Annotated in this window: 23 protein-coding genes and 2 pseudogenes; 6 read left to right on the forward strand and 19 right to left on the reverse strand. The window is 47.9% G+C overall.

Annotated features, from left to right (window positions below):
- Positions 1–45 precede the first annotated feature (45 nt).
- A complete protein-coding gene (locus tag L9W92_RS11560; RefSeq protein WP_240083911.1) occupies positions 46–474 on the forward strand; it encodes a hypothetical protein in 429 nt (142 codons plus the stop codon).
- 584 nt (positions 475–1058) lie between these two features.
- Here the strand turns inward: L9W92_RS11560 and L9W92_RS11565 are convergent.
- The 4 genes from L9W92_RS11565 to L9W92_RS11580 all read right to left on the reverse strand — a co-directional run bounded on the left by L9W92_RS11565 (position 1059) and on the right by L9W92_RS11580 (position 3810).
- Positions 1059–2510 (reverse strand): M56 family metallopeptidase, encoded by a 1452-nt coding sequence (locus tag L9W92_RS11565; RefSeq protein WP_240083912.1) that lies wholly within the window; start codon positions 2508–2510, stop codon positions 1059–1061.
- A 10-nt stretch (positions 2511–2520) separates the two neighbouring features.
- Positions 2521–2880, reverse strand: a complete 360-nt coding sequence (locus L9W92_RS11570) for a BlaI/MecI/CopY family transcriptional regulator (RefSeq protein ID WP_240083913.1) — start codon at positions 2878–2880, stop codon at positions 2521–2523.
- Positions 2881–3058: 178 nt separating this feature from the next.
- Positions 3059–3256: a helix-turn-helix transcriptional regulator gene (locus L9W92_RS11575; protein WP_240083914.1), complete on the reverse strand. Its 198-nt coding sequence runs from the start codon at positions 3254–3256 to the stop codon at positions 3059–3061.
- Positions 3256–3810, reverse strand: a complete 555-nt coding sequence (locus L9W92_RS11580) for a hypothetical protein (RefSeq protein WP_240083915.1) — start codon at positions 3808–3810, stop codon at positions 3256–3258. Before L9W92_RS11580 ends, L9W92_RS11575 begins: the two co-directional genes overlap by 1 nt.
- Positions 3811–4014: 204 nt before the next feature.
- On the opposite strand from L9W92_RS11580, the gene L9W92_RS11585 reads away from it, so the two are divergent.
- Positions 4015–4374: a BlaI/MecI/CopY family transcriptional regulator gene (locus tag L9W92_RS11585; RefSeq protein WP_240083916.1), complete on the forward strand. Its 360-nt coding sequence runs from the start codon at positions 4015–4017 to the stop codon at positions 4372–4374.
- 4 nt (positions 4375–4378) lie between these two features.
- The gene (locus tag L9W92_RS11590; RefSeq protein WP_240083917.1) at positions 4379–6073 is read left to right on the forward strand and encodes a M56 family metallopeptidase; all 1695 of its coding nucleotides are present in this window, start codon (positions 4379–4381) and stop codon (positions 6071–6073) included.
- On the opposite strand, the pseudogene L9W92_RS18900 reads toward L9W92_RS11590, so the two are convergent.
- From L9W92_RS18900 to L9W92_RS11610, 5 genes and pseudogenes are all read right to left on the reverse strand, one after another.
- Positions 6034–6209 (reverse strand): annotated as a pseudogene (locus tag L9W92_RS18900) (SPASM domain-containing protein); the annotation flags it as partial. The gene L9W92_RS11590 and the pseudogene L9W92_RS18900 sit on opposite strands and share 40 nt — an antisense overlap.
- Positions 6210–6456: 247 nt before the next feature.
- On the reverse strand, positions 6457–7404 hold the full coding sequence (locus L9W92_RS11595; RefSeq protein WP_240083918.1) for a PEP-utilizing enzyme: 948 nt from the start codon (positions 7402–7404) through the stop codon (positions 6457–6459).
- Positions 7350–8624, reverse strand: a complete 1275-nt coding sequence (locus L9W92_RS11600; protein ID WP_312038095.1) for a PEP/pyruvate-binding domain-containing protein — start codon at positions 8622–8624, stop codon at positions 7350–7352. Before L9W92_RS11600 ends, L9W92_RS11595 begins: the two co-directional genes overlap by 55 nt.
- Positions 8548–8880, reverse strand: a complete 333-nt coding sequence (locus tag L9W92_RS11605) for a nucleotidyltransferase domain-containing protein (RefSeq protein WP_240083919.1) — start codon at positions 8878–8880, stop codon at positions 8548–8550. The genes L9W92_RS11600 and L9W92_RS11605 overlap by 77 nt, the downstream gene beginning before the upstream one ends.
- Positions 8881–8998: 118 nt before the next feature.
- Positions 8999–9742, reverse strand: a complete 744-nt coding sequence (locus L9W92_RS11610) for a class I SAM-dependent methyltransferase (protein ID WP_240083920.1) — start codon at positions 9740–9742, stop codon at positions 8999–9001.
- Between the two features lie 321 nt (positions 9743–10063).
- On the opposite strand from L9W92_RS11610, the gene L9W92_RS11615 reads away from it, so the two are divergent.
- The 3 genes from L9W92_RS11615 (at position 10064) to L9W92_RS11625 (ending at position 14856) form a co-directional block, all read left to right on the forward strand.
- Entirely contained in the window at positions 10064–10504 is a 441-nt protein-coding gene (locus tag L9W92_RS11615) for a MarR family winged helix-turn-helix transcriptional regulator (protein WP_240083921.1), read from the forward strand.
- Between the two features lie 90 nt (positions 10505–10594).
- Positions 10595–11731, forward strand: a complete 1137-nt coding sequence (locus L9W92_RS11620; protein ID WP_240083922.1) for an efflux RND transporter periplasmic adaptor subunit — start codon at positions 10595–10597, stop codon at positions 11729–11731.
- On the forward strand, positions 11728–14856 hold the full coding sequence (locus tag L9W92_RS11625) for an efflux RND transporter permease subunit (RefSeq protein WP_240083923.1): 3129 nt from the start codon (positions 11728–11730) through the stop codon (positions 14854–14856). The genes L9W92_RS11620 and L9W92_RS11625 overlap by 4 nt, the downstream gene beginning before the upstream one ends.
- Here the strand turns inward: L9W92_RS11625 and L9W92_RS11630 are convergent.
- The 10 genes and pseudogenes from L9W92_RS11630 to L9W92_RS11675 all read right to left on the reverse strand — a co-directional run bounded on the left by L9W92_RS11630 (position 14799) and on the right by L9W92_RS11675 (position 26675).
- Positions 14799–15725, reverse strand: a complete 927-nt coding sequence (locus L9W92_RS11630) for an MFS transporter (protein ID WP_240083924.1) — start codon at positions 15723–15725, stop codon at positions 14799–14801. The two genes, L9W92_RS11625 and L9W92_RS11630, sit on opposite strands and share 58 nt — an antisense overlap.
- Positions 15722–16331 (reverse strand): annotated as a pseudogene (locus L9W92_RS11635) (PEP-utilizing enzyme); the annotation flags it as partial. The gene L9W92_RS11630 and the pseudogene L9W92_RS11635, both read right to left, overlap by 4 nt.
- A 24-nt stretch (positions 16332–16355) precedes the next feature.
- Positions 16356–16943 carry a TetR/AcrR family transcriptional regulator gene (locus L9W92_RS11640; RefSeq protein WP_240083925.1) on the reverse strand — a complete coding sequence of 196 codons (588 nt, stop codon included), beginning with the start codon at positions 16941–16943 and terminating at the stop codon, positions 16356–16358.
- 459 nt (positions 16944–17402) lie between these two features.
- On the reverse strand, positions 17403–18200 hold the full coding sequence (locus L9W92_RS11645; RefSeq protein WP_240083926.1) for an ABC transporter permease subunit: 798 nt from the start codon (positions 18198–18200) through the stop codon (positions 17403–17405).
- A 14-nt stretch (positions 18201–18214) separates the two neighbouring features.
- Positions 18215–19015 carry an ABC transporter permease subunit gene (locus L9W92_RS11650; RefSeq protein WP_240083927.1) on the reverse strand — a complete coding sequence of 267 codons (801 nt, stop codon included), beginning with the start codon at positions 19013–19015 and terminating at the stop codon, positions 18215–18217.
- A gap of 160 nt (positions 19016–19175) precedes the next feature.
- The gene (locus L9W92_RS11655; protein ID WP_240083928.1) at positions 19176–19346 is read right to left on the reverse strand and encodes a hypothetical protein; all 171 of its coding nucleotides are present in this window, start codon (positions 19344–19346) and stop codon (positions 19176–19178) included.
- Between the two features lie 906 nt (positions 19347–20252).
- Positions 20253–20804, reverse strand: a complete 552-nt coding sequence (locus L9W92_RS11660; RefSeq protein WP_240083929.1) for a Fis family transcriptional regulator — start codon at positions 20802–20804, stop codon at positions 20253–20255.
- Positions 20805–20977: 173 nt separating this feature from the next.
- Positions 20978–22339 carry an MATE family efflux transporter gene (locus L9W92_RS11665; RefSeq protein ID WP_240083930.1) on the reverse strand — a complete coding sequence of 454 codons (1362 nt, stop codon included), beginning with the start codon at positions 22337–22339 and terminating at the stop codon, positions 20978–20980.
- Between the two features lie 53 nt (positions 22340–22392).
- Positions 22393–25548: an efflux RND transporter permease subunit gene (locus tag L9W92_RS11670; protein WP_240083931.1), complete on the reverse strand. Its 3156-nt coding sequence runs from the start codon at positions 25546–25548 to the stop codon at positions 22393–22395.
- Positions 25545–26675 (reverse strand): efflux RND transporter periplasmic adaptor subunit, encoded by a 1131-nt coding sequence (locus tag L9W92_RS11675; RefSeq protein WP_240083932.1) that lies wholly within the window; start codon positions 26673–26675, stop codon positions 25545–25547. The genes L9W92_RS11670 and L9W92_RS11675 overlap by 4 nt, the downstream gene beginning before the upstream one ends.
- Between the last annotated feature and the right edge of the window lie 28 nt (positions 26676–26703).

Here is a 26703-nt window from a genome sequence, read left to right on the forward strand (position 1 = left end):
TTCAAACCCGTTGAATTTAGCAGGCGAAACGGAGATTTTGTAGGTATGAAAATACTGACCAAGCTTGATAAAAAGGATAAGATCACTGATGTCTTCAATCAAAAAACGGTCATACCGAAAAACATCGACGGCTATCAGGGCGCACAGCTGGGAGACAGCTTTGTGATTGGCAGCGGTGAAAGCCTGGCCATAGACATCAAGGAAACCACCGACAAAATGCCCAAGGTCAACTGGGCCATCATCAATGTGACGACGGGAGAGCCGATGGATTGGATAGCCGGCGCGTTGGGCGGTTACAGGTTTATCTATACACCGCGGGAAGCTTACGCCAACCATACTTTTAAAGTCGTCATGAGCGCAATGGAAAGCGACACTGCCCATATTGAAATCTTCACTTACCGGACGGGAGAAGGCGAAGCCGCCTCAGACGGACAAATGACAAGACAAACTATAACCAATTTCATTGAAAACTGACTGTTCTATCAGCATCTTAAGACATGGTTATTATTTCGTCCCATGTACTTACTTTAATGTACAGTTGCTTTGAATATTTGAAACCATCATTGCTTCTATTATGTTAGCGCAAACCAGAAAACCGTTTTATCAACTTATTTTAGGAGAACAAAAGCCGTAAAAGAACGTAAAGGAATGATGACAATTATTTAAAGATTTTTTTGCAAAACCTGTTGCAAAAACCTCATCTTCTTGTCTTATAAAGAGAAGGATGAGTAATCTACAATAAATGGAAGGTATAAATTGTTTCAGTGGAGGTCAGCGTTTTGGAGTGACAGTAAATAAAGCGGTAAATTATATGATGAAATGATATATACAATTCACATCCAACAGTTAAGGAAACGGCGGCTTTGATTGTGATTTCAAAACCGCCGTTTGGCATTAGCTAGCTTACTACGCGTACGATTATCTACCGCCGAAAAAAGGTCTCCTGTTGTTCAAAAAGTAAATCATGGTAGTGCTGCAAGAATAAAAATATCAACCTCCAATATAAATGTTCAGGAAATAAGCCGTCCACCCAAACAGATAGCCTAATCAGCTATAACTCACCAGGTGCGTTTGAAACCGCTGTTTTCGATTGCAAATGTCATCATAACATCATCGTCATCGTCCAGCATGCTCGCATCAACAGCGCGCCCATCAATTGACTTTGTGACCAGCGCTCCGTTTTTAATATCCCGCAAAACCCGTTCTTCCTGACGGACGACCTCATCCATTAATCCCTGGTTCCACACAAACCGGTCGCCAGAGACCGGCCGGCCCTTTTCGCCGGTTAAGGACTGTTCGTAATCTACAACCGCTTGCAGTTTTTCCTTTTCCTGTTCCAGCCATGTTTTGTATTCGTCATAGCTATACCATTCCACGGTCATCCAAGTTTTTCCTCCGTCCCAACTGATCCTGTCTTTCCCAGTTGCTTGATCAAATATTGACATTGCGGGTTGCTCACACATGGCGGTTTGGAAATCTATATTAGCAGCTCTAAGGAGCACAAGCCGACGAACGGAAGGGTCCTGGTCATCCGTTTGTCCTGCCGTATTGGCAGAGGTAGCAAATACAGCGGGCACGCCAATAACCAAAGCAAGGGCCAGTATCATTCCGATCAGGGAAGTTTTTTTCATTTTCATAATCGACACAATCCTTTCTTCAATAGTGTTTTGGCTGAAATTGTTACACAAGGGGGTTAGCCTGTTCTTCCTTTCCTCCAGGCCGATGAGCGTCATAGCGTAAGCTGATTTCATGGTTTCCCCGAACGTCTGCACCACGGTTTCATCGCAGGACAGCTCAAGGTCACGGTTTGCCAGCACATACATTACCCACACCAGAGGGTTGAACCAGTGAATGCATAAAGCGGATGCCAGCAATAGCTTGGTCAGCGCGTCAAACCGCCTGATATGCACAAATTCATGGGTAAGGATATGCCGCAGCCTTGTTTCGTCCGTCCAGTCTGTTGTTTTGGGCAGCAACACCACGGGTCTGAAGATCCCATAAGTCAGCGGCGCTTTGATTTTATCGGATTGCTTTATTTGGACAGTCCGCCGCATCGGATGTTCCCGCAGCCAAAGGGCTGCAAAGTTATTCGTGACTGGCAGGGCGGTTTGAAATTCCCGGCGGCATTTGATATAGGCCACGATGAAAAACAAGGCACAGGCGCACATGCCAGCCAGCCAAATGACCGTAACGGGCGAAACGGATGCGACTGACGCGCCAATCCCAATGGTATGCTCTAGATCGGGAGCAGCGCCCATATTGGGGATGCCCGTCGTTTTTACAGGAGCGGTGAAAGCCGTCGTTTCCGCAACTGCCCGTTTCAGCATGTCGATACCCGTGTAAAAGCTGAAACGCGACGGAATGGAAAAGGGAATAAGCAAGCGGCAAATCGCTACGCCCCACAGAACAAGAAACGTCTTTTTCGGCAGTTTGTGCAGGGTAAGCGCGCGGACGATAACAACGGCGCCAATGAGGACAGCCCCCAAAAGACTCATTTTTAAAATATCCATATTCGCCGCCTCATCTCAAATTATTGACAAGCTGCTTCAGCCTTTCGATTTCTTCAACAGACAGGGGTTTCCTGTTCAGAAGAGAAGCGAAAAGTAAATCGGCAGAGCCGTCAAATACCTTGTTGATCAGTTCCGTGGTTTCCTGTTCCTGCACCTGTTCCTTTGAGATGACAGCCCGGCACAAGAAATTGGGTTCCAGCCGTTCTATGGCCCCCTTGGCGATACATTTTTTAATCACAGTGTAGGTGGTGTTCTTGTTCCATCCCACCTGTTCTTTGAGGATTTCGGTAAGCCGCTTGGCGGTTAAAGGCCCTCCCTTCCATAAGACATCCATCACCTTTAGTTCGGAATCGAAAAGTTTTATTCCCATGCGTACATCTCCTTTATGGACTATTGCAATAGTTTTCCCACAATTCAATACTACCGCGATAGTCTACACATGTCAAGACTATTTCAGTAGTCTTTGAAAATATTAAAGCGTCCGTTTATGTGATAGCTAAAGAAAACAAGATCGCAAAGGTTATCCGCCCAAACCGTTTAGCAATACCCTATAGATTTTCTTCAATAAAAATAGTTTCAATAGTAACTTCAAAAAAACGTGCTATTTTGAAGGCCAGTCTAAGGGAGGGGTCGTACCTCCCTTTTTCAATGGCGTTAATGGTGGCCCGCGTAACGCCCAGTTTATTTGCCAGTTCCTCCTGGGTCAGGTCATGCATGGCGCGATAGACTTTTAGCTTATTCTTCATTATTTTTTCATCTCCAAGAGAACCAAGCTGGCAAACCAAAAAAGCAGTCCGGCGCTTAAAATACCTATCCATAATCCTAATTGGTCAAGGGCTATCCAGGGCTGTATAATTGCCCCTATGATTAGGAAATTAAGGAATATAAACGACCAAGAGCCCGACCAGGCATAATGCAGCACAATTCTTTCGTCCACAACCGGGTCAGGAAAAAAATGCTTGACTCCAAACCTTTTGGCGAGATAGAAAATGATTACAATTCCTAAGACATAAATGCCAAGCATACTCCCTCCGGGAGGATGAATAGAAAATGTGGAAAGAATAGCTAAAACCACGCCTACCAGAATAATGGGCATACTAAGTGCGGTAAGAACCAATCCAATCCATAGCACAATTGGTTTTTTGGGTGCGATATTAATAAAAAAAGCTATCGCAATTCCACCGGCTGTTGCCAAAAGCCGAACTGGATCGACAATACCATCCTTGAAGAACTGAAGTATCACACTTATAATCAGGAACATTACCGCGAATACCACAAACCAAACCAACTTATTTTTCATAGTAGTTTCCTCCTTTTGGTTCTTTACAATTAAGATTGTATAATAAACTACTCTAAATGTAAATAATGTTCTACTTTTTGTATCACATGCTTTACATAAGCACGCCTTCGTCAGGGTTTTTCTTTGAACACTATTGACAACTTGGTTTAATGATATTAAACTAATCATGCGGTCTAATGATATTAAACCAAAGGAGCGAGCATTTTGGAAGATTATAAATTGGGAGCCATGGAAACAAAGTTTGCAGAACTTATGTGGGATAACGAACCTATTGCATCAGGCGAGCTGGTGAAGCTTTGTGAAAAAGAATTGAGTTGGAAAAAATCGACCACCTATACGATGCTTAGGCGGTTGTGCGAACGTAATATATTTCAAAATAAAAACGGTGTGGTTTCCTCTATCATAACCAAGCAAGAGTTTCAGGCATTGCAAAGTGAGCAATTTGTAAAAGAAACTTTTGGCGGGTCACTCCCACATTTCTTAGCAGCGTTTGCGACACGCAAGAAATTGAGTGAAAATGAGATTGAAGAGCTGCAAAGGTTAATCAATCAGCATAGGAGGTGAAGAAATGAACGCGGTATTTTTACAGGTCTTGAATATGAGCCTGACGGCAAGCTATGTCATTCTTTTTGTTTTGGCTGCAAGGCTGCTTTTGAAAAAAGCTCCGAAAATATTTTCATACGCATTGTGGGGCGTCGTTCTGTTCCGGCTGACATGTCCGTTCTCTTTTGAGAGCCTGTTCAGTCTGTTCGCTATAAACCCAAATCCTATCCCAAGCGATATCATATATGCAGAGGTTCCGCAAATCAACACCGGCATAGCCCTTGTCGATCATGCGGCAAATCCGATTTTGTCAACTCAAACGGCCATGCAGGGCGCAAGCGTCAACCCAATGCAGATATGGGCCTTTACGGGCAGCATGATTTGGCTGGCGGGGATAGCCGTATTGCTGATTTACAGCCTGGTATCCCTTCTCCGCCTGCGTTCCAAGCTGGTCGGCGCGGTTAAAGGGCGCGACAATATTTATCTTGCCGATTATATCACATCCCCTTTCGTGATGGGCGTGATACGCCCGAAAATCTATTTGCCGTCCACGCTTTCCGAACGGGAGCAAGACTATATCATTCTGCATGAACAGACGCATATCAGTCGCCTTGACCATATTGTAAAAATTGTTGCGTTTCTTGTACTTATCGTTCATTGGTTTAATCCTCTGGTTTGGCTCGCGTTCATGCTGAGCGTAAAGGATATGGAAACGTCCTGCGACGAAAGCGTGATGAAGCATATGGATACGGACATACGCAAAGAATACTCCGCGTCTTTATTGAGCCTGGCCACGGGCAGAAAAATCGTCGCCGGAATACCGCTGGCCTTTGGCGAAGGCGATACGAAAAGCAGAATAAAGAATGTGCTCAATTATAAGAAGCCTGCGTTTTGGATTGTTGCCGCGGCTGTGGTTGTGTGCCTTGTATTGACCGTTTGTCTGATAGCCAATCCTCGGACTGATTCAATTTCAAATTCCTATGAACATCTTGGTTATACTGTTTTGCCGCCTGATGACTATAACGGAAAAGTAGCTTTGACGGAACAAAATAAACTTGATGACAATACAATTATTGAGGTCTATCAAACAGCGACGCGGGAAAAGTACCCGGAGGCGGGCTTTATGTTCCGTATTGTGCGCCATACGCCTGCGGAGTTCGAGGACTATTTCCCGTTGGTGGATATGATCGGCGGCGTAGAACACTTTGCCAAGGACGACAATTACTATTATTCCTGCGAAAGGCCGACAGATGTGCAGGCAGATACGGAGACGAAAGGCGTGTATGAGGAGTACAGCGCGCTTTGCAAGCACATAGATTCCATCCTCTCGTCGTTTATCGAAGTCAACCATTTGACAGCGTATGACCACAATGCGGCAGTGTATAAGCCTGAGTATACTTATCCCGGCAATCATGCCATATATGCGTTTACCCTTTCAAATGGGGCAAAGTTTAAGCTCATTCTTTCTCAGCCGGTTAGGCAGGGCGCAGGCGGCATATGGTGTGTCGAACGGATGTATGATGAGAACAATAATTTGTATCTCGCGATGCCGGATACCGACCTGACGGCAATGGAGTACTATAAGGAACAGCAGAATGAGGCGGATGCCGGACACAAAGTCGGATCGCTGGAGGCAGAGGATGTCGCATTGACATATCTGGATAAAGTTTGGAGCTGGGCGGATGACATTGCGGAAAGAAGCATACGAGACTTGTTATAGATATTGGAGTCTGCGTAGTGTATAAACGCGTAAGGCTCTATGTCGCCGCCCGCGTTGATATGCAAATATCTCCTACACTCGCAATACAGCCCTGTGCATATTCGCCGTCGTTCCAGAAATCCAACGTAAACAGAGGTACAGCAGGATTAAAGGCAATTTGCTTTGCGTCCACCATTTCCCCAAAATGGGCGGGATTAACTCAGTCAAGCGGATATATCGGAATATTTGAGGGCCGCTTTCATCTTAAAAGGGTGGTTATACAAACCAATAAACCTAAAATTGAGAATCCTGTTCCGCTGATATAAGGGTATTCAATATTCATTTCATAGAGGTATCCGGCACTGAGTGGACCTAATACCTTAAAGCTTAAAATCCGGATCGGGTTACGGGTGTTCATTTATTGTTACCGTTCCTTTATTGCCGTCTACAGTAACCATTTGTCCGGTTTTGACGGAGCGGGTGGCTGAGCGGGTGGCCATAACTGCCGGGATATTGTACTCGCGAGCTACAATGCTGCTGTGGCTCAAAGGTCCTCCGATATCGGTAACAACTGCGGCAGCCGACGCAAACAACGGAGTCCAGGCCGGGGTCGTTGTTACGGACACCAGTACATCGCCAGGTTTGAGTTTGCCGAAATCTCCCGGTCCAAATAAAACACAGGCCGGCGCAGTTACGACACCGCCGCTGGTGCCAACACCTTTGAGAACCATTGTGCCGCCTTTTTTCTCGCCTTCCTCTCCATGAAGCAGCAGTTTTGCCCAGCGGGTTTTTTCAGGTAGCATGACCGGGGGAACAGCTTTAAGAAAATCCTGCCATTGCTTTTTTCGCTCAGGGATACGATCAGCCATATAAGGAAGCGGCACATCGCATGTGAGGGCATCGACCAATTCTTCCACTTCAGACTTTTCGAGCCAATATATATCTTCTATGTCTCCAATCGCTCTCCCGGCAACAAAACGACGGCCGAGCTCGGCAAACATACGGCGCATCAGCGGATGTCCCATGCCCATGTCGAAAATACTGTCCTCACGCATCTGTCCGGTATTTTGCGCCCAGCGCAATAGCTTTAAAAACCAGCCCCGGCGCGGCCAACCAACCCGTTTAAGCACTGCTTGCACAGCCTGTTCCCGCTTTTGGCTGGCTTGTTGCTGACGCTGGTAAGGACTATCGATTTTTCCTGAGAGGAAAGCCTTGATCGCATCAAACATCAGACCGGGAGTTTCTTGTGGAGTGGGGTTCGCAAAGTCAAATTCGTAGGTGGTACGGCCAAATTTGTTTAGATGCCGCTGCAAACGCAGGCGCCATTCGTCCCATAAGTCTTTATGGAGCATCTTGGGAGGTACTGCACCTGCAAAATCATGCTCCATTTCCCCGGTTGGCGTTTCCAAAAATAATTTGCCAAAGATGGGTTACCTCCTACCCAATCACTGATGTCGAATAAAGATTTCTCAGCTTGCAGCGCAGCCGTATCAAACCCAAGCAGAAATCTTGCCGCTTCGAGTTCTTGTTTGCGGCGAATCAAGCTGTTGTATAATTTAGTAAAAAACAATTCGCTCATTGCAGCAGCAGGCAGGGTGGTCTGAATTACGGTATAATATCTGCAGGCGGCGGCGAAAACGGTGCGTGTTCCTTCCAACAGCTGGAAAGGAGTGAGATTTTCCACTGTTTTATTTTCCCATTCCGCCACGGCGGCGGCAAATTCCCTGCGGGCTGATTGCCAGCGTTCAACGCTGCCTCGCAGCACATATCCCAGTTGAGTGGCAGATAGTATGATGAAGCTTAATACGTTTTTGAGATCCATGCGATTGCCAAGATAAACATAACCGTTAATGGTCTGGTATACTCCTCCGGGAAGTACAACTCTCCGAGCGCCCTTGACTCCCATGAATTGTTCCCACATCCGGAAGCTTACAGCATTAGCAATTTCAAGCCCCAAGGTGGCAAATAAGGGCGTAACGGGGGCTGGAAGATGTTCCGCCAGACTGCCGCGGGTATAAAGCGCCTTTTGTTCAGGAACTGACCATTCCAGCGGCAGAACGGTGATCGGACGAGCCTGCACGATGAAAAATCTGCCCTTCTCCAATGCCCATTCAACATCCATAGGCATCCGGTAGAATTGCTCTATTTTCACTCCCAGCCGGGTTAATTCCTCCGTCTGCGCTTTGGACAGGACAGCTTTCCTTTTTAGGGAGCCGGGCACGGGAACTTCACTGGTTCCTTCATCGGTTCGAACGGTCATCAGGTTTTTTTCCGCAATATCCCGATGTAGTATCCGTCCTGTAGCTTTCATTACCGTTATGGTATCCGGAGTCACTATGTTGGAAACCACAGCTTCCCCCAGGCCCCAGGCGGCATTGATAAGCAACTCGCCGCGTTTTCCATTGATGGGGTTTGCCGTAAACATGATGCCGGCCGCATCGGCAAAGACCAGTTTTTGCACGACTACCGCCAAGGCTACGGTGTTTTGGTCGATATTATTTTTGATCCGATAAGCAATTGCCCGTGCTGTCCAGAGAGATGCCCAGCATTTTTTGATCGGAGCGTTCCCAATTTAGCAACTCCTGCCGGCCGGAGATAAACCCGCAGACTTTCTCCCGGTTTGGAAGCATGTCCAGCATAGCGCCGTATGCTTTTAGATCTTCCGGCGTCACCTGATCCAGTATGACAACCGCATCAATGTCGCTGCCTTCGGTTGCCTCGCCCCGGCCATAACTTCCCTGGAGCCCGACAAACAGCAGGCTAGAACCGAACAGAGCTTTCAACTCGTCCAAGTATCCTTTCATCCAAGTGTTTATGTTAAAATCCATTCTTTGCTCCTTTGGGTTGGTTTCATAATCCCGCTGTCAAACTGCAATTTGTACGCTTCTCATTATGCTCATAACCGGAAACTCTATGATTTGGGTTTCCGTGATGCAGACTGATTAACTATGTAGCAGTTTCAGCAACAACAATTAGACGCCAACTGTTTTTGCTATATGTACTCATATCATAATCGCCATAAACCTGAATGTTGATAAAACCCGCTTGTGAAAGCAATCTCCTATAATCTTCATCAAGCAGTATTCGATAAACAATATCATATTGATTGGTTTCCAACCGATGTACACTGTGAAACAGGTCCAATACATGAATCGTTTGAAATTGATTATCATGTTCTTTAATAAAAATCCGTGAAAAGTCTTCCCGGTTTACGACCACCTCTATTGATGGCAAAGATAGTGTGAAATGTGTTGTGCCCTGCGTCAAAACCAGCAAACCATGTTTATTTAATCTGTTCTTCATAGAACGTAGAGCCAGCAATAAATCTTCATCTGTATGCAAATGGGGTAATGCTGTTGTGAGACATACAATTGCGTCAAAGGATATATCAAATTTTTGCTCCAGGAATCGAAAATCGCACTGACGCAATGGAATATTATGGTTTCTCTCTTGCAGATTTCTGTTGGCTACCTCAAGCATAGATTCCGAAAAATCTGATCCCCAAACATCGTAACCTAACTGTGCTAACATATAAAGGTGCTGCCCTGTCCCACAAGCACAATCCAAAACGGTTTTGACTCCATGTTCAGAAAAGATTTTATTTAGGAAAGTTTTTTCATCACCTAAATACTCTTCTATTGGGCCAAACTCATCATAGTCATAAGCAAATTTTTCATATATATCTTTCATCTCAATCCCTCCTTCAGACATCGGGTTTCTATCACTATAAGGCCGACAGATTCTGTTTAACTGCATGGTATATAAATACCGGAACGATCTCTATCTCACCAGTCACCCATAATCATATTATACTTCTTTACTCGAATCAACGAATTACAGCAGCAGCAAAGCCCGTCAAAACCGGATACAGAAAAAAGCTTTATCTAACTCCAAAAGGGATTGACGAATATGTAGATCTTGGTTAATATGGTTCTGAACAGAACGTTCACAAACGAACTAAATAGGGCGGCTCATTTATATAAATTTCAATAAACCAGAGGTAAAAATTCAATGGACCAACGGTTACGTTTGCAGCTGATGGATCTGTTTCAGGTGGTGCATATCCGGCTGATGGAGCACAACAAGGAGATGCTCAAGCGGTACAACCTGCCCTTCACGCACCTGTTTATCCTGGCTCAAATCGAGAAAGAGCCGGGAATAACGGTGAGCGGGCTGGCAAGGCAGAGCGGGCTTGTCAAGTCGTATATTTCTACCACGATTGAAGAACTGAGTCTCAGGGGGATGGTGGATAAACGGCCGGATAAAAACGACCAGCGGCTGACCCGAATTTTTCTTACCGACCCCGCGCTCGATCTTTTGAAGGACATCAGAGGCTACATGGAGGAGCAGTTTACCAACCTGTTGGACGAAATTCCCGATGCCCAGATAGAGTCTATGCTGGCGGGACTGACCGTTCTCCACGATGTCCTGAAAAAGGGAAAAAGCTTCTGACGGAATGTGCAATCCCTTGCAGCGATGAGAAAGTTGTGAGAGTTACTAATTAGTAATTAAATGATTAATGATTAAAGGGGAGGACTGGGGTTGAAAAAAAGGTATCGTAATGTCATGGTCGTGCTGGCAATCATATCGTTACTCATGGGTATAAGCGGTTGCGGTAAAGAAACCCAGGAAGAGGCACCAAACGTAATAAACGTTGAAACAGCAGTCGTAAAAACAATGGATATCACCAGATATTCAAGCTATTCCAGCAAGGTGAAAGGAAATCTTGAAGAAGAAGTTATACCCACGCTATCACGCCGGGTTACAGCGGTTTATGTGACCGAAGGCCAGGCGGTCCGGCAGGGGCAGGTTATTGTTCGTTTAGACCCGAGTAAGCTGGATATAGCCGTCCAACAGGCCGAGGCGGCGTTAGCTTCCGCCCTGGCAGCGCAGGCAGCAAATGAGGTCCAGCGGCAGACAGCTCTGAGCAATTATGAACGGACGCAAGAACTTTACAGCGCAGGGGCTGTTTCCAAACAGGCACTGGAAACAGCCAAGGCCCAGTATGACGCCCTGAACACCGGTGCCGCAGAGGCAGGCGTAGCGCAGGCGCAGGCCGCACTTAACCTGGCCCGGCAGAATTTGGCCGATTGTGAGATTACCAGTCCAATGGATGGGATCGTTGGACGTGTCGATGTTTCGGTTGGAGATATGACCAGTCTGCAGAGTCCCGTTGCGGTAATAAATAAAACCGCGGATTTGGAAGTAGAGGTTAAGGTGAGTGAATCCGACGTATCGTCGGTTCAAGCCGGGACAGCCGTCAAAGTGCGGATCAAAGCCATTGGCGAAGAACCGTTTACCGGTACTGTCAAGAGCGTTGCATCCGTCGCTGATCCGGTTACGCGTACTTATCCGGTAAAGGTTGCCCTGCCCAATAATCAAGCCGCCCAGGTAAAATCCGGCATGTTCGCCGAGGTGATGCTGGGGACAGAGCACCGGGCAGGTGTTATTGCTGTTCCTATGGACGCAGTCCTGCCTAAAAGCGGGGAAAGTGTCGTGTATGTGGTGAACGAGGAAAACCGCGCTCAAGCGGTAGTCGTGCAAACCGGGCTTAATGATGGAACCTATATCGAGATAACCGGAGGTCTTCAGGTGGGACAAAAGGTTGTTACCAAAGGCAACACCCTCATTGATGAAACCAGTGTGCTAAATTTTACTGATGGGGGAACTGCGGAATGATTAGGAAAATTGCCCAATTTTCAATAAACCGGCCGGCAACGGTGATCATCCTGATTGCAGTGCTTTCCATTATCGGCGTGATGAGCGTAGTCCAGATGCGTACTGATCTGCTGCCTGAAATGGATTTGCCTTACGCAATTGTTATGACCACCTATTCAGGAGCCGGCCCTGAAGAAATTGAAGAGCAGGTTAGCAAACCGATTGAGAATGTGGTTGCCACCGTCAGTGATATCGATACCTTAATGTCTCAGTCCAGCGCCGATTCCTCTATAGTAATTATCGGATTCAACTATGGAACCAATATGGACAGCGCTATGGCAGATATTAGAGACAAGATCTCACTGGCTGAAAGTTATCTTCCAAGCGATGCGGATAAACCTATGGTGATGAAAATCAACCCCAATATCATGCCGGTCATCGCGATTGCGATTGGTTCCGACCAGTTGTCTCTGGCTCAATTGCAAAGCATTGCGGAAGATGACATTGAACCCCGGTTATCGCGTATTTCAGGGGTAGCTTCGGTGACTGTTCTTGGCGGACTTGAACGGGAAGTGAAAGTGGCGGTTGATCCGGTAAAGGCTCAAAATTATGGTTTAAGCCTGAACCAGATAGGCAGTTTTCTGGCGGCAGAGAATTACAACATATCCAGCGGTGACATCTCTTTTGGAGAACGAGAGTATTTTGTCCGCAGCCTGCAGGAATTTGAGAATGTGGACGCTGTCGGCGAGGTGGCGCTCACAACTGTCAACGGCAGTAAAATTCAGCTTAAAGAGATTGCCGAAATCAGTGAAGACTATAAAGAAGTGGAGCAGCTTACCCGGGTAAACCAAAAAGCGGCGGTAAGTCTGCTGGTCCAGAAGGCGACCGACGGCAATACGGTGGAAGCCTGCACCAAGGTTAAAGAAGAGATGGAAAAAATCCAGAGCGAAATTGGTGGCAAAATTAATGTAGAGACTGTTATGGATCAGTCGGATTTTATCAATAAATCGCTTAACAGTACCACCAGAACGTTGGCGGAAGGCGCGGTTTTAGCGGTCCTGATTATATTCCTGTTCATGCGCAACTTGCGGAGTACGGCCATTGTCGGGATAGCGATACCCCTGTCTCTGCTGGCCACATTTATCGTGTTGTTCTACAACGGCAGCACCCTGAATACCCTTACGCTCGGAGGTCTGGCCCTGGGGGTGGGGCGCATGATCGATGACTCCATTGTGGTTTTTGAAAACATCTATCGTCACCGGGACCAGGGGTTGTCCGCCCGGGAAGCTGCCTTAAAGGGAACCGCTGAAGTAGGCGGAGCCGTTTTGGCAAGCACCTTAACCCTGATCGCGGTATTCCTGCCGATTGGTCTGGCTGGAGGGATAACCGGGGTCTTGTTCAAGCCCCTGGCTCTTACGATCTGTGTAGCTATCGGTTGTTCCTTGATGGTATCCTTAGCGGTGGTTCCGTTTATGTCTTCCCGCATGCTGACGGACAAGGCCATGGTAAAGAAAGGCGCCGGCAAGTTTTTCCTAAGCAGCCTGTTCCATCGCCTGGGAAAATGGCTGGACAATCTGGGCGAAAAATATAAAATATGGCTGCACTGGGCATTGGGTCATAGACGCAGGGTTATACTCAGTGTGGTGGTATTAATCGCTTTATCCCTGGGTATGGTCCCCCAGATTGGCGCTGAGTTTATGCCCCAATCTGATTCGGGTGAGATTGAGGTAACGCTTGAAGCGGATAAGGGAGCGAAACTCGAGGATGTGGATAAGCTGGCCGCGGCGGTGGAGGCGAAACTATTGCAAAACCCGGCCGTTGACATTGTCTATACCACCGTCGGCAGTTCAGGAGAAATGGCCATGATGGGCGCCGCGTCCAATAAAGCCTCATTTAGGGTGCAGCTCATCCCCAAAAGCGAACGGCAAGGCGTGGAACAGGTCGCCGAAGAAATCAGGCAATCACTTAAGGACATCTTCGGCGCCAAAAGTACAGTAAGCGTAAGCAGCGGGTTATTATCAGCGAGCTCGGGAGGCGTCGTCCAAATCAACATCCAGGGTGATGATCTGGATACGCTGCGCAGCCTTTCCAAACAGATTGCAGGCATTGTGGAAAAGGTGCCGGGAACGCGCAACGTGACTTCCTCGCTGGGGGATGGAAATCCGGAAGTACAGCTTCGGCTCAACCGGCAGCGGGCTATGGATTTCGGGTTGACGCCGGCGCAGGTTTCCAGCGAAATCAAAACTGCCATTGACGGGACGGTTGTATCCAGATATCGTCTCGAGGGAGACGAAATCGATATCACAGTTACCAGTACCAACAAAGAAACCAGCGATATGGATACCCTGAAATATCTGCCGATCCTCACCGCCCAGGGGAACAGCATTCCGTTATCTGAAGTTGCCAGTTTTGAGCTGTCAACCGGACCGGTGCAAATAGACCGGGAAAATCAGACCCGCCAAGGGACGATTTCCTGCGATCTGTCAAATAGAGATTTGAGCAGTGTAACGCAAGATATTCAGACAGGAGTAAGTGCAATTAAGCTGCCGGCAGGATACACCATAGACTATGGCGGAGAGAATGAACAGATGACCGAGTCTTTTTCCAGTTTGATTCTGGCGCTTCTAATGGCGATCATGCTCGTCTATGTGGTCATGGTGGTGCAGTACGAATCCTTCCGGGACCCATTCGTCATCCTGTTTTCTCTTCCCGGCGCGATCATCGGGGTCGTTTTGGCGCTGCTGGTGACGGGGAAAAGCTTTAGCGTCAGCGCATTTATCGGGCTCATTATGCTGGTAGGAATCGCCGTAGCCAACGCGATCGTCTATGTTGATTATTTGAAGCAACTGCTTGCTTCGGGAATGGAGCGGACTGCCGCCCTGCTGGAGACCGGACGGGTCAGACTCAGACCGATATTAATGACCGCATTGGCTACCATTTTGGCCATGACGCCCCTGGCCATAGGATTGGGAGAAGGCAGCGAGACCAACGCTCCGCTGGCTATCGTAGTTATCGGAGGCTTACTGGCGGCAACCTTTGTTACTCTGTTCCTGGTCCCGGTTGTTTACAGCATTTTGGATGATTGGAGTCAGAAGAGGCATAAAAAGAAATCAGCGCTGATTCCTGAATTAAGAGCAAACCCATAAATTAAGGCGCCGAAGGGCATACCGCCTTTGGAAATCATCCCGACAATGGAAAAAACCCTGGACATGTATTCGTTGGGCGTTGCTTTTTGGATGAAGGTCTGTACCGGTACATTGACAAACATGAGCGCGGCGCCTAAAAAGCTAAGCACCGCCGCCAGCAGCATAAAGTATAAAACCGTATCGTTTCCGAGCAGCGACAGGCTGCGGGGAAACAGTAAAATTGCAAATGCTGTCGTCGTGACTATTTGCAGGAAGCAGCCGATAAAAAGAGAGGGGGTTGCCTCCTTTTCTTTGCCAAACACCACGCCGACCAAAACACTTCCGAGCAGCGCCCCCAATAAAATTGCCATTTGCAGATAACCATACCAAGTGTCGGTGTAATGCAGGCTGCTTCGGAAAAACAAGGGCAGTACGACGGCAAACACAGGTTGGATCAACGCATAGATGACCAGGAAAAAGATACAGAACCTGCGGATCGCCCGGCTGCCCAGAATAAACCCGGCGCCCGCCGCCAAATCGGTCCAAAACCCCTTTTCCTGCAGCTTGAACTCCCGCCGGGTATGCTGATACCGAATCAGTACAGAGCTGCTTCCTGAGATCAGGAATGAAATACCGTTGATCAGGAACACTGCCGCAATCCCCAGGCCCGTGTACAGCGCGGCGCCGATTACAGGGCTCAGCACGCCGGACAAGGTCCGCAGCGAAGCTAAGATGGCGTTGGCCCGGGTCAGCTCTTCCCCGGATACCAGCTGCGGCAGCATCCCTTTCGTCGCCGGATCAAAAAAACCGTACAAGAGGGATACAATGACCTGCATAGCGAGCAGCAGAAGAAGATTTGTATTGAACCTTTTTTGGTCTTTTTTCATCATCGCACCTGCAGAATTTCTACATAGCCTCTGTTCCGTTGGTCCTTATTCTCTGTCCGTCCTTGATCAGCCTGGTGGCATTTTCCACGCTGACTACCGCGGGCAAACCGTATTCCCTTGCCAAAACGGCGCCATGGGTCATCATCCCGCCAACCTCCGTAACCAGACCCTTAATGGATACAAACACCGGTGTCCAGCCTGGGTCGGTGAATGATGTAACCAAAATATCACCTTCTTCTATATTGGCATCCTCCATTTTCAAGATAACCCGGGCCCTGCCCTCTACAACGCCGGAAGAAACAGCCACCCCGGCCAAAGCCCCCCGGGGGATGCCTCCTGTGTCATATTCGCCGGATATCACCTCACCGTCCGAGGTTATCACCCGCGGCGGCGTCAGCTTGGCAAAAATCGCATATTCTTCTTTTCTCTTCATGATGATCTGGTAATCCGCCTGCTTGGATTTAACGGCTTCCCTGAGCTCATCAAAGGTCAGGGAATAGATATCCTCCCTGTCTTTTTTATTCCCTTTTGCGCCAGCCTGTCGGCTTCCTTCATCAGGGCCTCTTTAATCGTCCAAAGATACCAGACCATGATATACTTGTTGTATTCTGCATTCATCTGCTTTTCCTCCCGTTATTTTCCGATACCTTGCCTGATTATCTTAATCCCATCGCTCAGCCTTTTAATAAATTTCTCTTTATCTGATATGAACAGGCAACCCTGTTTCCAGATGAGTGCGTAAACCATTTCCGCAACCAGATAGGAATCTGTTTCCCGCTTGATCAGACCGCGTTCCTTATCCCGTTCGATAAATTTCACAAATCTTTCAGCGAAAGACGCCCGCAGTTTGGTAACGAATTCACTGTCATCGATTTCCATATACATGCTTATCCTCAGGTACTCAGGGTGATGCTGCGCCCATTCAAATGTAGCTTTTGTCGACTCAAGGCAAATTTCAAAAAAGTCCGCATCCGTATCGATGTTTTCCGAATGCAGGGCGATCTCTCTTTTTTCCTTACCAATCCGCTCAAACATATAGCGATAGATATCCTCTTTATTTTCAAAATATTGATAGAAACTTCCCCGCGGTATCTCCGCCGTCTTGACAATCTGGTTAATCGACGCCTCGCTGAAACGCTTGGCGGAAAACTCTTTCACGGCTGCATCAAAAATTTTTTGTTTCTTGTCGTCGCTTAAATTATTAAAAGTATCCTTTGGCATGTTATCATCTCCCATTGACACTAAAATAACATAAGATCTCGTATATGACAAGGGTGTCATATGACAACATTGTCATATGAACAAAAAAGAAAGCCGTCTGTTCCTCGAATACATCGGATACTGCCTCGCCGCTAATGTTTTCACAATGTATGAGTTTGTCAGATTGGTGTAAACAGTAAAAGCAGCTCTGCATCGTTTGATAAATTGTTATTAAACTTCTGAAAGTCGTTTGATTTTATGTGATTATAATATAAACAACAGAATCACATGAGGTAATGCCATATGTACCGTCATATTTGAAACAGGGAAAAGCTTCTATAAATTATATGCAAAAAGAAATTAAATTGTCAAAATTACGGAGCTTGTCTTTTGAGTGGTATAACATTTCTCTGCTATAATCCCTGAAACAGGATTAAAGCTGTATGGCATTGTCAAGAATGTGATCGATTTTTACTGTAGTCATGTTTTCAGGTCCCTTTTCCGGTAGCAGGTAAAAACCAGGATTCCGGCAGCCAAAATGATAGCGACTGAGAGCACAAACGCCAGCGTCGGAATGCCCTTTTCAAACATGTAATACCGCGGCTCGAAATACGCAGGCGGGGCAAGCATCCACAGCACATTATAATTGTCCGCCATGGCCAGCCCTTTGGCCAGCAGCAGCGTACCGAACATAACCAGCCCGCTTATGGTACCCGCTCTTGCAGGCTGCTTGCAGAGCGACGCGCTCAGCGCTCCGACACTCAGATAGATTAGCTGCAATAGCAGATTTGTCCCGGAGTTGGCGAGTATAAACGGTACCAGTTCACCACCGTTGTCGGCGCCAAGCAGCAGGAGGAAGGTGCCTGCCGTTACCATATTCAGCACGATACACATGGTAAACGCCGCGGTGAGCTTTAACAGGAGCACGCGGTTTCTGCTTACCGGCTTGGCGTAGAGAAACTCGGCCGTCTTTTCCTCCTCCTCGCGGGAGAGAACATGGGCTCCCAGAAAACCGGCGTGGAAAATGAGGATATAGGCCGGATAGGTAAACAATAGGCTGATAAACCCCTTGGCGGTGGAGAAATCCACGTTGTTGCTTATGCCAACCAGCACCGCGAAAATCCGGGGCAGTTCACTCATGATCTGTCCGATCTCCGCGTTGCCCTCGTACATGCTGCGGTATTTCATGACGCTCATGGCTATGAGCGCCACAATGCACACCGCCCACGCAATCAGAGCCTTGCGGTTGGATTTGAGTTCTTTCAGATAGATGTTCATTCTGCTTTCCCCTTTCACCGAAAGTCGCATTTGTTGTAGCGACGAAAGCTGACATACAAAAGCAATGCTATCTGCGCCGTCCATAGCAGCAGGTAAGGCCACTCATACCCGCTGGTCAGGATGATGGTTTCCCGGTCGAAATAGGACACGGGAATAAGCCAGCGGTGGTATGGGTTGTCAGTTCCAAAAGCCACCTGCAGCAGTTCGTAAAGGCTGTGGAAGGCAAACAGGCTGCCAATGGCGACGGCAATGACTCCGCGGAATCTCGGAAAGAATACGCCGATGAATATCCCCCAGGTGTTATAGAGCAGCATCAGAAAAATAACCACCGCCGACACCGCGAAAAACGGTGCAAATCCGATCCGCCCCGGCGCAAAAATTTGCGCCGATACCCATGAGGCAACAATAAACACCAGTCCGATGATTGCGGTCGCAGTCAACACGGAAAGGCACTTGGTGCGCAGTACGGCAGTGCGGTTTACGGGTTTGGAAAAAAGAAAATCGTTGGTCTGTTTCTGTGTCTCGCGGTTGACGGCTTCCGCCCCCATGACCAAAGCCGCAATGACAGCCAGCTCAAGGCAGATCTTCAGAAAAAACGGATAGTAGCCGGTGAGGTCGCGCAGATTGAAGTTGCTGATCCCCACCAGGTCCCTGACGGTCTGTGGAAACCGTGAAAAAAGCTCCCTTATGTCCATGGGGTGGTTTTGGAAAATGGGGAATAGCGACAGGAACAGGACACTGAGCAGCGCAAGGACAAGGCTCCATACAATGATGTCCCCCTGCAGGGCCTTCATCTCATGCCGAAACAGACGCATCAGAATCATGTATATCAAAGGCTGCGATGATAACATTCCGCCAAGTGAATATGTAACCGAAATTTATTTTCCCATCAAAAAGTAACTGTACGGGCTAGTATGAAAGGCAGGGCGAATCTCGGAATCTCCCTGCCTTTCACTTTACAAAAGTTTATCTCGCTTATCGTTCCGGCTCGTACCGTTTTTTTATCTGCTGCTCCGGTTTTTCCCCGGTGTCCCTTTGGGGCTGGAAGGAGCGCAAATACTTGATTTCCTCAAGAGCACGACGGCATAAATCCTCGACGGCGGCCAGCCGGTCGGTAATGATAATAAAAACGCACGTAAGCGTCAAAAAGAATACACCATTAAAACTAAAAAGACGCAAAATTGGTATAGAAAACATGATAGTAAACTAATAAATACTAATTTGCTATCATGTTAGACTACGTTTGATTTAAAATTGATAATACCTCCCAGAGGTGTTGGCCCTAATATCTTATGCATTTAAAAAACGCCAACGTGCAAATGTCGGCGCGCATGGTACAAAGAAATTTCTATCCACAAAAATATACACAATATAAGAATTCTGTTGATAAATAGGTCAATGGACTCATAAATAGGACTTTTGTCCTGTTGACGATAGGAATGGCAAAAAATAGAATAAAAATAAAAACATCAAAGCGAAGTGTTCAAATGATAAATGCTGCAAAGGTTATTGACATTAATGATTACCGTTCGCAAAAAGCTATGCAAGAAAAGACCCGGTACTTGCATAAACTTCTTACTGATTACGAATTTATCCTTGGACAGTTGCTGTGGACATTTCTTGTTTATACTATTGCAGAAATCTATTTAAGAAGGATCGGGTGGTGATAAAATCATAACCACCGGAACTAATAATTCCGATGGCTATAAAACGCATCCTGGGTTTAGAGAGTTTAAATAAAGAAACCGCAACCACAGACGAGCAGGATCAGAATCAAAAAGATAATAAACGCCGGGCTGCCAAAACCCGTGCCGCAGCCTTCAGCAGCCGCACCGGTAGTACCAAATGCCATTTATATCACTCCTTTCATTTTTATGTATAATATGCATGACTCTATTAATGTGTTAACGGCTGAATACAGAACGGCACCTTTGAGGAAATAATAATAACTGCACCGTAAAGGCAATATCTAATATCTAATAGAAAAACGCCGCGAGACTGCGCCCGGGGCGTTATGCAAAAAAAAGAGGAGTAGCTGAGAAGTATATTTATTTACTGGGAAATCCTGTCTTTCTTTAACTCAAGCATCTTTTCGCGGAATTGCTCCATTGTCATATCATGCTCAGTGACAATCTGCTCAATTGTTTTGCCGGACTGCATCTCAGTTTTTATTTCATCGGCAGTCATACCTAACACACTGGCCATATCATCAAAGTTACGGTGTTTTCCAAAACCCTGTCCCTTTAAGCCCTTACCCGCAGAGTCACCTTGCCTGCTTGATTTATCGTTCAAGAAACCAAAACCGCGACAAAAACCTTTGTTCGCATTGGCATATATCTTGTCGGCTTGTTCCTGAGTGATTTTTCCTTGCTGCACGGCCTCGTCAAGCATTTGCTTCTTCGTAGTATCCAAGGCCGTTGTCACCTGGTCTTCAGTCATGCCAAGATTTACCGCCAGTTTTGATACAAAGCTCTGGCATAAGTTGCCACCGGCGGATGTGTCGCTTGACTGGCCGGAACTAGCAAAAGACATACCGGCGACAGCCACGGTAACGATCACCACGGCTAAAAGAACAGCTCCGACACGCCAATTTTTTGGCTTCAAAATATCACCCTCTTTCTTTATTAATTATCCGTCATTAATTATCCGGCGCACCGCTTAGTGTTATATTAACATTATTTCACGGAAAATAATCTTAACATTATGTGTTATTTCTGTGAAGGTTATGTGAACAACTAATCATATTTCCTATTTTCTATCAAATTGCCTAATAGTTGTTAACTTGTACAATTTGTGGTTTGTTTCTTGGGAAGGTTTTTCATTTCAAAGAAAATAAAAATAGCCGTTACCAACACTGAGATGCCGTCAGCTATTGGCGCTGTTCTCCAAACTCCGTTGATCCCCCAGAATTTCGGCAGGATTAGCAGCAAAGGGATAAAAAGCAACACCTGCCTGGATAAACTGAGTATGGCGGATTGCACCGGCTTGCCTGCCGCCTGAAAGTAGTTCGCGCATATTATTTGAAAGCCTACAACCGGAAACAGCGCGAAAAACATCCGCATTGCCTGGGCAGTCATTTCCGTCAGGGCGGTATCACCTTCGCTGAACAGCCCCACAATTTGGGTCGGCCAGATATTGATTGCCACGAATCCGGCTGAAGCGATACAGACGCCGGCGATCACCGCAATTTTCACAGTCTCTTTAACCCGATCATATTGCCGGGCGCCGTAATTGAAGCCAATCAGCGGCTGCGCTCCCTGGCTGAGACCCACTATGGGCATAAACAATAAGGCGGCTATGCTCATCATGATTCCCACGGCCGAAAGAGCTAAATCACCACCGTAGGCCAGCAGGGTTTTGTTTAGTATCGATTGCTGCACACTGTTGGCTATCTGCATGGCAAAAGGGGCGAAGCCGATAGATACAATACTGGTGATGATAGGCAACTGCAGTTTCAGGTTTTTAAATCTGATTTTTACCAGGCTCCGGCCTGACCAGAAATAACTCAAAACCCAGACAGAGGAAATGAATTGGCCGGAAACAGTAGCTAAAGCCGAGCCTTTTATCCCCAGTCCCAATTTAAAAATGAAAACATAGTTTAAAACGCCATTGATCAAGGCGCCGGCGACTTGGGTAAACATGGCCAACCGGGGATTGCCTTCCGCCCGGATAAAGTTGTTCATGCCCATGCTTATGGAACCAAAAGCCGCGCCCAGGATAATAATATGCACAAAGTCACGCGCGTAAGGCAATACTTCTTCACTTGCCCCAAAAGCCTTTAATATCGGCTCGGGGAAGAGCAGATATATCACCGCGATAATTAAAGGCAAGGCAATTAGCATCACCGCGGCATTACCGGCTATTTTCTCAGCTTCTTCTTTTCTCTGCTCCCCCAGCCGTATTGATATTAACGCCGTGGCGCCAATTCCGATCAGGATTGAAACAGCTATTAGAATCAGCATTATGGGAAAAGCCACGGTTGTCGCCGCGATGGCAAGTGAGCCGACGCCACGGCCCACGAATATCCGGTCGATTATATTGTAAAGAGCGTTGATGAGCATCCCCGCTATAGCCGGCAAGGAAAATTTCCATAACAAAACGCTTATTTTTTTATCGCGCATTTCCAGGCTATTTTGCATTTATTACAAGCATTCCTTTCGTTCCGCCCAAAGCATAACATAATAAAGATGCTTTATATACCTGAGGGGGGATAATCAGATTCAACCGGATGTTTTTTTATTTTTCCAAGAATCTTTGAAAAACGTTTACTCATCCCTTTCATCAAGTCGTCAAAAACAGCATACACCACAGGTACCAGAATCAAGGTAATAATAGTTGAAAAAGACAACCCAAAGGCGATGACTATGGCCATTGGCTTCATCATTTCATTGCCGGAGCCGCCGCCGAGAGCCATGGGCATCAGGGCCAGCACGGTGCACAGCGCCGTCATCAGGATAGGCCGCAGCCGGATCGGTCCGGCCTGCTTGATTGCTTCGTCACGTTCAATTCCCCGCTTGCGCAGGGTATTGATATAGTCAACCAGCACGATGGCATTGTTGAGGACGATCCCCACCAGCATGATCGCCCCGATCAGGCTCATCACGCTCAAAGTGGTCCCGGTGAGCCCCAGCCCGATCACCACGCCGATAAAGGTAGGAGGCAGGGAGAACATGATAATAAACGGCTGGAACAAGGATTCAAACTGTGCCGCCATCACCATGAAAACAAGAATAATCGCCAGTATGAGCGCCAGGCCCAGCGCGCTGAAGGACTCATTCATATTTTCCTGCTCACCGCTAAAGTCGATGATATAGCCCTGAGGCAACGACATCTTCGCCAGCTTTTCCTGAACCTCACTATTCACACTGCCGGAAGGCCTGCCGGAAATATCGGCGGTAATTTCTACCTCCCGGTTTTGATTGGAGCGGCTGATTTCTTTGGGCGCATTATTAATGGAAATATCGGCGACATCGCCCACCGACAGCTTTGCCCCGGAAGAGGACACCAGCATCAGGCTCGCCAGACTGTTTTCCGTTTGAACAAATTTATCGGAGTATTTCAGAGTGATATCCACCGTGTTGTCCCCGGTATGCAGACTGCCTACCGTCGACCCGCCGAAGGCGGTTTTTACCACCGAAAGAACCTGGGACGCGGAAAGCCCGTAACGCGCCGCTTTTTCACGATCAACCACCACTTGCACCTGAACATTGCTGGACAGTGAATTTGACACGTTTCTGGTGCCTGAAACCCCTTTGACAAGATCCACCGCTTCATTCCCCAGCTCTGTCAGCACATCCAGATCGTCGCCCCGAATGATCACATCGACCGCGCTGCCGGACATGCCCATGGCGCCGCTTTCAACAGTCACCGTGATGGTGCCTCCGGCAGTGTCGTTTAAGGACCGGCGCACTTTTTCCGCCGCCTCGCTTGCCGTTGGTTTATATTCATCCGTGGATTTCAGCTTATACCTGATACTCGCGTTATTGTTTTCGGAAATACCCAAGAATGACATCTGTCCGCCGCCGACCGTGATATAACCCTTTTGCACACCGCCCTCCAGCGCCTTTTGAGCCAGCGTGTCGACTTCCATGGCCTTTTTGCGGGTTGCCTCCAAGCTTGTTCCCGCGGGCATTTCAATTTGAACGTTCACTCCTCTTTCGTCCATCGCAGATATAAACTCCATCCCAATCAGCGGGATGCATCCCAAACTGGCTACTAACAGGAGCAAGGCGCCGGCCACCACTTTTTTACGGTTGCCCAAAGCCCAGTTGAGACTGGTTTTATAAAATGAAGTAAGCTTTTGCAGTCCGAAACCGAAAATAGCAACCGGGTTCTTGGTTCCTTTCACGTAACCGATATCCTCCGGCGCCGGGACATTCTTCAGCATTCTGGAGGCCATCATGGGAACCAGCGTCATAGCGGAAAAAAGGGCGCAGGCGTGGGAAAAGCTGACTGTAAGCGCCAGGGGTTTGAAAATCATGCTGGCGATGCCGCTGACGAAGACGACAGGCATAAAGACCACGATCTGCGAAGCCGCCGAAGCCATCACGGCGGTACCCACTTCGGCCGTTCCCAGTTTGGCCGCGCTAATCACGTCAAATCCTTCCTGTCTCTTCCTGTAGATGCTTTCCAGCACCACGATGGCAAAGTCGACGAGCGAGCCAAGGCCCAGCATCAATCCCCCTAAGGACAGCATATTAATCGTCACGCCGGAAAAATACATCACAGAAAAAGTGCCAATTAAAGCCACCGGCAGGGTGATTGCCACCACCGCCGTGCTGCGGGCGTTGCGCAGAAACAGATAAAGAATGATTACCGCCAGGACTCCTCCCAGGAGGCCGTGTTTTTCAACACTTCTGATGGTGTCGTTGATGGTGGTGGAGGTGTCGCTGACCAGGTTAATCTGCACACCGGCGGGAAGATTTTCACTTAAAGCGGCGACTTCCTCACGCACCTTCTTCGCCACCTGCACCGTGTTTCCATCCGAAGTTTTCATAACATCAAGAGTGAGTGACGCACTCCCGTCCACGTAGGTAAGGGTGCTGTCTTTCTTGAAGTCGTCCCGCACGTCTGCGATATCCGACAGCAGGACATGGTTTTTCGATGAGCCGGGCACGCTGATCTGCACGTTCTTGACGGCATCCAAATTGTTGAATTCGTTCATGACCCTGATGCTGATTTCCCTTGATCCTTTCACCAGCGTTCCCGCCGTGCCGGTGATATCATCACCCGAGATCGCCTGTGACACCTGCTGTACGGTCAGTCCGTAGGCATCCATTTTGGTTTGATCCAGCCTGACCTGAATTTCCCGCTCCTTGCCGCCGCTGACTGAAACGGAACTTACCCCTTCAATCCGCTCCAGGACGGGCTGGATGGTATCTTCGGCGATTTCTTTCATCTTGGTAAGACTGGCTCCGGCAAGAGAATAGGTCATGATGGACTGGGAGTTCAGGTCGATTTTCATAATCCTGGGACTGCCGGCTTCATCCGGCAAATAATTCCGCACCGCGTCCACTTTGTCCCGCAAATCGTTTACCTTGTCATCAATCTTAACCCCGTAGTCAAATTGCACCGCCACCAATGAGTTTCCGCTGGAAGAGATGGAGCTGATTTCTTTGACGCCGCTAACCGAACTTACGGCGGACTCAATCGGTTTCGTGACTATTTTTTCCACCTCGGCCGGGTCTGCTCCTTGATAACTGGTGGTGATAATCGCCACCGGTATATTCATATCCGGCATCAGCGCGACCTTCAGGCTCGGCAGGGCGAAAAGGCCTATGAATACCACCGCGAGGATGAGCATCGAGATGGCAACCGGCCGTTCCACGGAGAAATCTGCTATTTTCACTGGGAACCACCTTCCTGCCCGGTGACTACTTTTACTTGCTGACCGTCAGAAAGAAGGCGGTTTCCCTGGACTACGACAATCTGTCCTTCCTCCAGGCCTTCGGTGATTTCAGTCTGGGAGTCATTGGACACTCCTATTTCCACATACACTTCCCTGGCTTTGTCATCTTCCACCACATATACAATATGCTGCCCATCCTTTTCAATAACCGCGTCCACCGGAACAGCAACAACATTTGGCAAAGTCCCTGTAAAAAGGTCGATTTTCACCGTCATCCCCGGCTTAATTTCGCCAGTTGGATTGGCTATGGTGATTTCCACCGGATAACCCATGGTGGTCGAGTCCGCTTTTGGAGCTATCGCGGTCACCGTTCCTGCCACGGACTTGTTCAAGGAGTCGATGGTCACCGGGACATTGCTTCCCGTTTGAACAGCGTTCACCACACTTTCCGGCACCGAAGCCTCCACCTTGACGGTGTCGATGTTGACGATGACGGCGGCATCCGTCTGACTGCTGACCATTTCTCCAGTCTCTACCTTTATCGCGCCGATGAAGCCGTCAATCGGCGCCGCAACCGTATAATCGTTTAAATTGTCCTGCGCGGTGCTTATGGTCACTTGCAGCTTGTCAATCTGCTGCCGGGACTGCTCCAGGCTGAGCTGGGCATTGACCAGTTTGGTTGTCGCCTGCTCTAAATCGGTCTTTGACACTGCGCCGCTTTCATAAAGGATATTGGTGCGGTCGTAATTGGACTGGGCATCCTTCAAAGCCTGAACCGCGGTATCGTAACTTACTTGGGAGATGCCCAGGTCGGCTTGCAGCTGGGCCAGTTGGCTGCGTGCTTCCTTAGCGTCAATTTGGAAAAGCGTTTGCCCCTTTCCCACCCGGTCGCCCAATTTTACGTTGACTTGGGTGACCCGGCCCGCAACTTTAGGAGCGATGGTTGCTTCCGCCGACGCTTTAATCTGCCCGGAGGCATCGTAAATCTTATTCATGTCTGTCCTGCCCGCACTCACCACCTCAACCGCGATGGCAGGTATTTCATCGCCGGCAGGCTGTTTGCTTCCACATCCGTTTAAAAAAGACAATAACAACAATGCCAATACTAAAATTGCTAATCGCTTCAAATTTATATCCTCTCCCTTCAACCTCTCT

The sequence above is a fragment of the Pelotomaculum terephthalicicum JT genome (genome assembly GCF_022410535.1).
In the GTDB taxonomy this organism is placed as follows: Bacteria; Bacillota; Desulfotomaculia; order Desulfotomaculales; family Pelotomaculaceae; genus Pelotomaculum_D; species Pelotomaculum_D terephthalicicum.